This window comes from Leptospira gomenensis, assembly GCF_004770155.1.
In the GTDB taxonomy this organism is placed as follows: domain Bacteria; phylum Spirochaetota; class Leptospiria; order Leptospirales; family Leptospiraceae; genus Leptospira; species Leptospira gomenensis.
Genome location: NZ_RQFA01000035.1, coordinates 1 through 9,493, shown reverse-complemented (window position 1 = coordinate 9,493; position 9,493 = coordinate 1). Strand labels below are relative to the sequence as shown.

The 9,493-nt window shown below is 49.9% G+C and carries 1 pseudogene; it reads right to left on the bottom strand.

The features are described 5' to 3' along the window. Positions 1–8,769, bottom strand: a pseudogene (locus EHQ17_RS08370) (hypothetical protein); the annotation flags it as partial. Positions 8,770–9,493: the final 724 nt, after the last annotated feature.

The following is a 9,493-nucleotide window of genomic DNA, read 5'->3' as shown; positions in this document are numbered from 1 at the left end:
GTTTTGGATCATCCCCTCCACCATACGCATACGGTCCCGGTTCCACTCCTCCGTCTTCAAATACTTCTCGCTGTCAAAGTCAAGAGCACCGCCCAAGTCCTCATACATCCCAGCGTCCGTTTTGCCCAAAGGCAAAGGCCAGATCTTGTCCAGCTCCGTATCCAAAACCCTTTGTTGATTGGCAACCTGCACTTTCAGGTTCGAAATCTTTTGACGCAGAAGTTGTTCCGCGTTGTTGTATTTCACGGACAACTGCGCCCACTTCTCCGCTTCTTCTCTTTCGTTCTTCACATATGCTTGCAGATCCGCCAAACTCACCTGGCTGTCCATCTTCTTCTTCAAAGCCTCGACTTCCTTTTTCTTGGCTTCAAAGGCGGCAATCGCCGCGTCGGCTCTTTCTTTCGCCAACTTCTTCGGAGTGTCGATATATCCCGCGGGAAGTTCTCCGTTTGCGACCGACTCACCGTTCTGATACAAGTTCGAATGTTTTGAATATTCCAAAAGCGTTGCATAGTCATAGAGGGCGGCCTTCTGATTGAAAATATCCTGGGCGCCTAACATCGATTTGTAGGCGTTGCTCACGTTCCCCTCCGCCGTCAAATACGCGTTCTGCAACACATTCACGTTCTCTAAAGCGTCTTCATACTGCTTTTTCAAACCCGTACCGGGAACCACACCCTCGATCTTCTTGTTCGCGTTGTCAAAGGCGGTCTTCGCGTTGATCAATTCCTGTTTGATCTGAGCCGGAGTCAAACCCTCGTTAAACTTCTCCAAAAGCATGACATAACTTTGGCCGGCCATCGAAATCGTGTTCTTCAAAGTCGAAATCGCCGAATTCTGTTTTCCCACCTCCGTCGCAAACTTGTCGTAGTCAACGCTCCCCGGACTCACCACGTTCAAACTCTGATCCAACCGCGACTTCAAATTCCCCAAAGCGCCCTCGAACACAAACTTCCCGCTCGCGTCCTTCGCCGAAACACCGTCGCTCAAAGAATACACATCCGAAAAAAACTTCGCCGTCTTCTTCAAACCAGGATTCAAATCCGAAACCGTCTGGATCGGATCGTCCGGCAACGCATCCTCCAAAGCGGTGTTGTCGAAAACGAAACTCTTCTGAGTCTCCAAAAGATGAAACAGAGCGCCTAACTTCGATTCTGCGCCCTCCTCAAGCTCGCGTAACGTCCCCGATATCGCAAGAGCCTCGTTCGTAAGAGCGTCGCTCGCAACCTGACCCGCGGGAACACCCAAATACGACTGATAACTGCTGAACTTGACGAGACCCTTTTTGTAATCGTTCAAATAACGAGCCTTTCTCACGTCCCCGTTCGCCGCCGCGACTTCCTTCTGCATCCGCAGAGATTCGTTCTTCAAACCCTCCTGCAAATCCTGAAAGTCTTCCGCATAGGTAAAGTTTTTTGAATATACTTCTTTTGTAATGAGGCTCGAAGGATCATACTGCCAAAGACCCCAAGCGTCCGCAACACCACCGCTCAAAAGACGAAACCGGTCCTTCTCCGCAACCGTCAAAGCGCCGACCCCCAAGGAACTAAACACGCCGTCCATCTGGCTGAAATAACCCTTGCCACCCGCGCCGTAAAACTTCGCAAGCTCCGGATTTTTAGCCAAGTCCTCCGCCTTCAAATCCTCCGTGTCCTCTCCGAAAAAATTCGAAACCAAAAAGTCCATCCTAGCCGCGTCCAAAATCGCCGCCTCCGTCGCCGGATCAAACTTCGCTTCCACGATCCAGTCCTTGAGAGCGTCCAAGTCCTTGTAACTCAACTCCTCCTTCAAATCGCTCGCCGGAATCGAAGAGTCGTTCTTTCTCGCAACCCGCAACTCCTTCTCTTTGAAAAACGCTTCCCTGCCCTCGAAGTCCTTCAAAATCTGAGAACTCAAATAGCCGGAAGGATTTTTAGAGCCGTAGTTGTTCAAATAATCGTTCGTAAGAGATTCGATCTCTCCTTGACGAGTCGTATCTAACACCAGTTTGCCGTCCGCACCCTTCTTGTGAACCGGACCCAACTTCAAAAGAAACTCCGACATCGCCGCCCTTCTCGAATCCGCATCCGAAGCGGTAAACTTCTTCACATACGACTTCACCGCGCTCGCACCCTCGCCCGTGATCACTTCCTTCGTCGTGTTGTTTAAATAATATTCAAAAGAACTAATGAGCGCGAAGTCCTTCAACTCCTCCGGAAGATCCCGGTCGCTAAACACTCCCCCTTGCGCGATCCCCGACTTCAACTCCGCATACGAACTCACAAGAGCCACGTCCCGCAACTCGCCCAAAAACGCAGGATCCTGATCCTTCAAAAAATCGTCCAAGTCTCCGATGATCCCCTGTCTCGTAATCATCGCCTTCGCATCCGGAAGTTTCAAATACGAGCCGATCTCCTGGATCTGCGCCTCCGACAAAGCCGCCCCCAAAAACTTGGAGTTGATCTCCACCACTCCCTGATTAGGAACAAGAACGTTAAACTTACCCGCACGCAGTTCGTTCAAAAATTCGGGTAAGATAGGATTGCCGACGCGGTTCGTCAAATACGCGTTCGCCAAATTGCGTTTGTACACTTCCCAGGAATTGTTTTTCAAATCGTTCAACTTCTCTTGAGTCGAAGCCTCGAACAGATACTCCGCCGAATTCAATCTGTCCTTGTAGTCGTTCCAAGCCCCGAGCCAATACGCGTCGCCTAACGACGATTTGAATTTCGCCTCGAACGCGGAACTGTCCTTCACTCGTTTTTTCAATTCCTCGTATTTCGAAAAAACCGATTCCACCTTCGACAAATCGGTGTAAAGCGGAGCGCCCGAAGAAGTTTTAGAAGCCAAAAGACCGGCAAGATCGTTCGTCAAACTCGCCATCTCCTGAAGCGTAGTCTTCGCCTCTTCCGCAGCCGCCAAACGCGCCTTAGACTCTTCTTTCGAAATCGACTGATTGGCTTGAAGATGTTTGATATTCTCGATCTGATCCGTATATACACCCGCCGCTTCCACGATCTGACCGAGCACCGGATTAAACTCCTGACCCAGAAATTGTTTTTCTAAAAGAAAATTCCGGAGGTTCGAAACGATCCCCGTAAGTTCCGATTGACCGATCTGGTTCGGAGCGCTCCCCGCTTTGTAATACACAACACGATCGTTCAGAGAACTCAACTTGTCTGCGAGAGTGTTCAAAGGAACGTCCCTTCCCTCGCGGGAAGCAACCCAAGCCGACACGTTACCCGAAATCGTAGTCGATGCGGAGTTCAAAACCCCGTTCACCTGATTCAAATTCCCGAAAAAGAAATACACTCCGTTCTGCGCAAACGAGGAATACTGACCCGATTCCTTAAAACCCCCAAACTCGAACTCCGCAAGGCTCTTTACGATGTTCGAAGCGCTTGGCAACACCTTCGAAAAACCGCCCGGATTCGTGACAAGGATCTGTTCCTTGAGCGCTTTTTCGTTCGCGATCGAATCCGACAACTCGCTCGGATCTCCCGCCTTCACAAACTTCTCCGGAACCAAAACCTTGTCCACCGACAGACCCAACTTCTGTTTAGCAAGACGCGTAACGTATTCCTGTTCGCTTTTGAGTTCCTCGAACTTCAAATTCACGTTCGTAAAATAGTTTAACGTTTCCGAATGCGCCGTCGTCAAAGCAAGCGCTTCCGTTTTCAGCGCCGTGATCAGTTCCAAGTATTTACCCGATTCCGCATCGGCATAGTCGGTGGGGTGAGCCGCGACAAAGTCCGTCACAGCTTGCAACTTCACGCGATACGAAGCCAGTTTACCCGCAACCTTCGTCTTCTCACCGTCCCACTTCGCAAGTTCCGTCTCGAACGAATTCTTCTTCGAAGTCAAAACGCTCAAGTCCAAATCCGACAACGTCTTGTTGTAACCCGTAACGTTCAAATGAGCCGAATCGTATCCCGTTTCCCAAGGCAACTTTCCGTTCACGTCCTTGAACGTAGGAGTCCACACCGCCGAGTCCGGAGGATTCCCGTCCTGATCCGGAGCGCTTTCATATATCGGGCTGTTCGAATCTTCCTGAAGAAGAAGCGAATTCCAAGGACTCAAAAGCCCGCCCGCATACGCGCCCATCTGCGTCTTGGAAGGAGTATTAAAGAAATTTAATAGATCATCGAACTTCGAAGAAAACGTCTGCAAAGGCCCGAGCATCGTCGCATCCAAATTCGCGAACAAACTCTTAGCCTGGGCGATCTCCGCTTGCCAAGAAAGAAGATCCTTTTTCACGTTCGCACCCGACAAGGTCCCGAAAATATTTCCGAGTTGCGAAGAAGCGCCGAGGAGCGCGTTTAATTTGTCCTCCGGTTTGGTCAAACTCGCGACCAAAGCCGCAAGTTGCGCCTTCTTCTCCGCGATCTTCACCGTATCCAGCTCGTCCACACCCGGAGCGCTTCGTACCGAATCGTTGTAAAAATCGATCGCCTTGTAACTACCGATTCCCGCAGCGGAAACGAGCTCCTGAAACAAACCGCCAGCGCTCTCTTCCTGTTCGGAAAAATAATCGTCCTGCAAACCCGAAAGGATCGCACCCGATTTCACGTTCTCCGAAAAACTACGCATACTACCCGCAAGACCGAGTAACGTGGAACTCGCCTGCAACGTCGCATTCCCGAAAACGAACGTGCTGCCAAAACTGAAATACTCAGAAACCTTTCGTCTCTCTTCCGGATCATCCGACATTCGAAACGCAATCCGGTCCGCTTCCGACAAAAATCCGTGATCGTTCACATACCAATCCCGAGTCGCCTGCGTTCTTTGGGTAGTTTTGTTCAGATCCTCTTTGAGTTTTGCATATTCACCGTCGTTTGAAAACGAACTCTGCAAACTACTTGCGTTATTCTTAATGTATGAAAGTGCGATCTGGTATGCTTTCAGTTCCAGAATTTCGTCCGCCGTGCCCTTAAAACCCGAATACAACTGACCGAGTTCCTCCGTCATCGAAAGATACAAAGGTTCGAACTTTCTCTTCGATTTGTCCGGATCCAAATTTCCCAGCTTGGATTTCAAAATCTGAGCCACGCGGTCGTCCAGTTTCGCCGCCTCGATCTTAGCCGTAATCTCTACGCTGTTCACGGTCTCTTGAAGACTTTCGATATCACCGTCCTCATCGAGTAAAAAACCTAGTTGCGCCTTCTGCGCCGTAACGCTCGCTCTTTGTCCTTCCACAAGTTGCGAAAGAATACCCGTCAAACCGCCTAGAGCCGCCGACTTCTCTTCCACCGCTTGTCTGTAACCGGAATAACGGGTAGCATAATCACCGAACGCGTTTGCGCTCTGACTAAAAGAAGTTCCGCCTAACGTCAAAAACGCGCTTACGTCGTCCGGAATGTCCTTACCCGTCGCGTCCTTTTTCGTAAAACTCGTGTTAAACGAACCGATCTGATTCTTTAACGAACTCCGGGTCCCCGTGTCCAGTGTGGACATATCCACCAAGGTCTTCGCCCTTTGCAAACGATCCAGAGATTCGAAACGAAGATGTTGTGTGCGGGTCGAAAGATCGTCCCAATACGTTTCCAGTTCGGAAGTTTTGTCCTGGAATTTACCGAACGCAACGGTCAGTTTTTGAATCTCTCCCTGAAATTCTACGCCGTCCTGCTGCTGCGCATCCGGATGCGCAGCAACGTATGTTTTGTAGGCCGCAAGAGCCGTCGCGAACTCCGCCTTAGCGGTGTTAAACGAAGAAGAAGACTCGTCCCATTTCGAAAGAGCCGTCGCAAGCCCTTCCTTCCAGGTTTTGAAATTGGTAAGTTCCAAATATCCTGCGTTCAAATTGTAGGTCGTCGCAAAACCAGACAAAAACGTATCGATGTTGCCGATACGGGTCGAATATTCCGAAAGAAGCGTTTTGTTCGAAGTCTGAAAGTTCGAAGAAAGAGCATCCGCCTTCGTCAAAAGAGGATCCAGACTCGCGCCGAATTTCTCCACGCTCCAGGAAAGTTTTGTCTTCTCGGGACCCGGAGGTGCACTCGCCGGTTTTTCCGGATCTTGAATCGTTTTTTGCAAAACGTCCTTCAGACTCTGAAGTTGAGATTTGATCTGGGTCGCGCCCGCGTTTCCAAGAACGCTCACAAGTACCGTATTCTCCGGTTTGAGTAGTTCGTTCACCTTGTCAAGAACCGTCCATTCCGGATGGCTCGAACTGAATAAAGCATTTTCTAATATGCTCAACTTCTCTTTGGATGTCTCGAAACTCTGAACCCGGTTCCAGATGTCTCCGAAAAACAGTTCGCTTCGTTTCGCGTTCGTCTGGTTGTAGTTCTTCGAGAAAAATACCTTCTCGTTGTCCTTCAACTTTACTTTCGCTTGGGCGATCTGTTGATCCGCTTGATAGATTTCGTATTTGATTCCCTTGTTCGGATTGTTCGGATCATACGTCCCGTCCAAACTCACGTTGCCCGGATCTCCCAAAAATTCGAGACTTGCGTTGTTTAGCAAAATCTGAAGTTGTTTCGCTTCGTCGAAACGTTTGCGCGCTTGTTCCAGTTCGTTCTGCGCAAGCTCCAGTTCTTTCTGTTTGTCTTGAGCCGCTTTTTTAGCCGCTTCCAACTGCGAAAGTTGGGTGCTCGCGGGAGGAGGAGCGCTCGGAGTACTCGTGTTGCTTCCCGAGTTGCCGTCCATTCCCGTCGTCCCCGTCACGGGAGGTGTGTTTCCGTTCAACGCTTGGAGCATCGTCAGATATGTCTGTTGTTGCGCCTCATACGCCGCTTTCGCAGCCGCAAGTTCGGCGGCCAAGGAAGTAGTATTCACCGTCGAAACGTTTTGTTCCGCCAGATTCAAAACCGCCTGCGCGCGGTTTTTCTTCTTCTCCAGTTCGTCTAACTCCGCTTTGGCGAGTCTGTATTCGAACTCAGAACTCGAATACAAATACGGATCCGCGGGGTTTCCGTTGTCGTCCAAGATCCCCCCTCCTCCGTTGTTGCCCAGGATATCCTCGTCGTGGATCTTGTTTTGGATATTCGCGACGCTCTTTCTAAACTGAGTTTCGAGAGCCTTCCATTTGTTTCTCTCCGCGGTATATGTCGCGATGAGGGCCGTGTCCTTGGTCGTCGTTTTCGAATTTTCCTTGTTGATCATCTCCTGATACCAGTTGATGTTGGAGACGATATCCTTCACCGTATCCGCGCTTCCCAGGATCATACCCTGCAAACCCGTAACGTGAGCCATGTATTGCTCCTGGCTCGTCGTCAAATACGTATTCAATTCTTGTAATGCTTTCTCTTTGTTGATCTTGAGTTTGGCTTCGGAGTCGTCCCATTTTTTCAGACCGTCTTCGATCTGTTTGTTCACGTCCTTCGTCCATTTGGATTGCGCGTCCAAAAGGGCGTAATACGCCTTCGACCATTGTTCTTCGTTGCGGATCCGTTTGTCTTCGGCTTGGCGGTCGTATTGCAGTTTTTTCACGATCAGTTGTTCGATCGCTTCGTCCCAAAGTTTCTGGCCGTTCTGAAGAGCTTGTAACACCTTCTCTTGAGTCGTCGCACCCGATATGTCGTCGAAACTCGTGGGAGTGTTGCCGATCTGATCCAGTTGGTTCAAAAGCGCGCCCGTAGAAGGATCCAGTTGTTGTTTGGTCTTTTCGATCAAAAGTTCGGTGAGTTTCGTCGGATCCGTTTCCTGCGCGATCGCGATGTCCGATTCCGTATTCAGGCTCTTTACAAGACCCTGTCTTGCGGGAAGTTTGATTCCGTTTTCCTCGAGGGAAAAGTAATTTTTGTAATACGATTCGATTTCGCCTAACGTCTTTTCGAACTCGGTCTTCTCCGAACCAGTCAAGGCGGCCGCCGTTCCGAGGATGCTCGATTTGATCGATGCGATATGCTCTTCCCAAAGGGCGCGAACACCACCCGGACCCAAAAGTCCCGTTTGGATCGTGTTGTCCCAAGCCGACAATTTCGCGCTCGCGTCCGCGTCAACCGACACCGCGTTCTTCGCGTCGTTGGCAGCCTTCACCAAATTCTCGAGCGCCGTTCGGATCTCCTTCTTTTTCTCCGTCGTGAAATACGATTCGAAATCCTGTTTTCTTTTGTTCGCTTTCCAAGCGCCTCTTTTCTCCAAGATCTCTTGCGAAAGTTGAGCTTCCCATTTGTCAGAAGCGATCGTCTTCTGGGCTTGGAGCGCAAGTCGAGCTTCCTGTTTCGCCGCCGACGTGCCCGAGAAATTTTTTAATTCCTTTTCGATCTCTACGTTTGCGTTCGATTCCCATTCCGCGCCGAGAATCCGTTTACCGCTTTCGATCACCGTTTGCCACTGCGCTTCGTCCGTCGCCTTCTCCGCCGCGTTAAAATACGATTCCAAACGACCCTTCGATTTGTTCCGCTCCTCAAACGAAGCGTCGAACGGATCCGCGAACAACCCATCCGTTTCCCAAACCGGCAAAAACACGAAGTCGAACAAAAAAACGAAAATCATCGGAAGCGCCACCGAACGCGTCCACCAAGCATTCGTTAGGTGGGGGAAGCCTCCCCCTGGCAAAAGCCGACTAACGCGTCTTTTGCCACCCCCTCTCCGGGGTAATTCTTCCGTTTCCAAAACCCCGGACCCGAATTCCATACTCGGAGATTTTTCCAATCCTTTTTCAGGCGAATACCTTTCGTCGGAATTACTACTCGTATTCGAAACGCTTCCGGTCGCGCCTGTGGTCGGAACTCCGGTGCTCGTCAACGTCGCAACTCGGATCCGACCGAAAAAAAGATCCAAGCCGTTCAAAAGTGTAAGCCCGCTCCAGATCGATTCCCGTTCCCCTAAAAAATTCGTCCGCACATTCCGCGTGTGGGAACTCTTACGTTTCCATTCCGAATCTTGTCCCTGCAGCCTGTGGGAACTCTCACAAGAAAACGACTCTTCCTTCCTACTCGCATCGGAAATGCGGGAACTCTCACCAAAACCAACCCTACCCCTACCCAAAAAACCCGAAGGTAAAAAACGAACACCACGCGACCACCAAGTCGTACGTAGCAATTCCGACGAAACCGAAGAAGGCCGGGAAAACCTCAGTCCGGAAAGGAAGGAACCAATTCCAAAAGAAGAAGAACCAGTTTCAGTAGTTATTTGAGAGAAGTTTGTTTCTAAAGACATATTCCATTCCGAGAAATTAGGGTTGTTATTTTCAAAAAGAAAAGGGGCGTTTCCGGCAAAAGAAACATCCGAATTGGTAGGATCTACCACTCCGCTTACCGAAGGGAAAAGGCCGGAACTTACCATTTGGTCGATTTCGTTCCAATCCTTCCGGTCCATTCCGGAAACCGAATCCAACGAACGAATTTGCGGGAACTCACACTGAAAAAACGTTTCCGATTCTTTTTGTGGGAACTCACACCCAAAAAGATCGGAGGTCTTTGTAATCGAATCAGGCTGACTGGGAAATCTGCGGGAAAAAAAGGAAAGAAAATCAAGTAGCATCGTCATACGGGTCCTAAATTGAAATGAGGAGGAAAATGAAACAACAAAGCAAAATATCGCGAAAGTTTACCGGGAATTAAGGCTC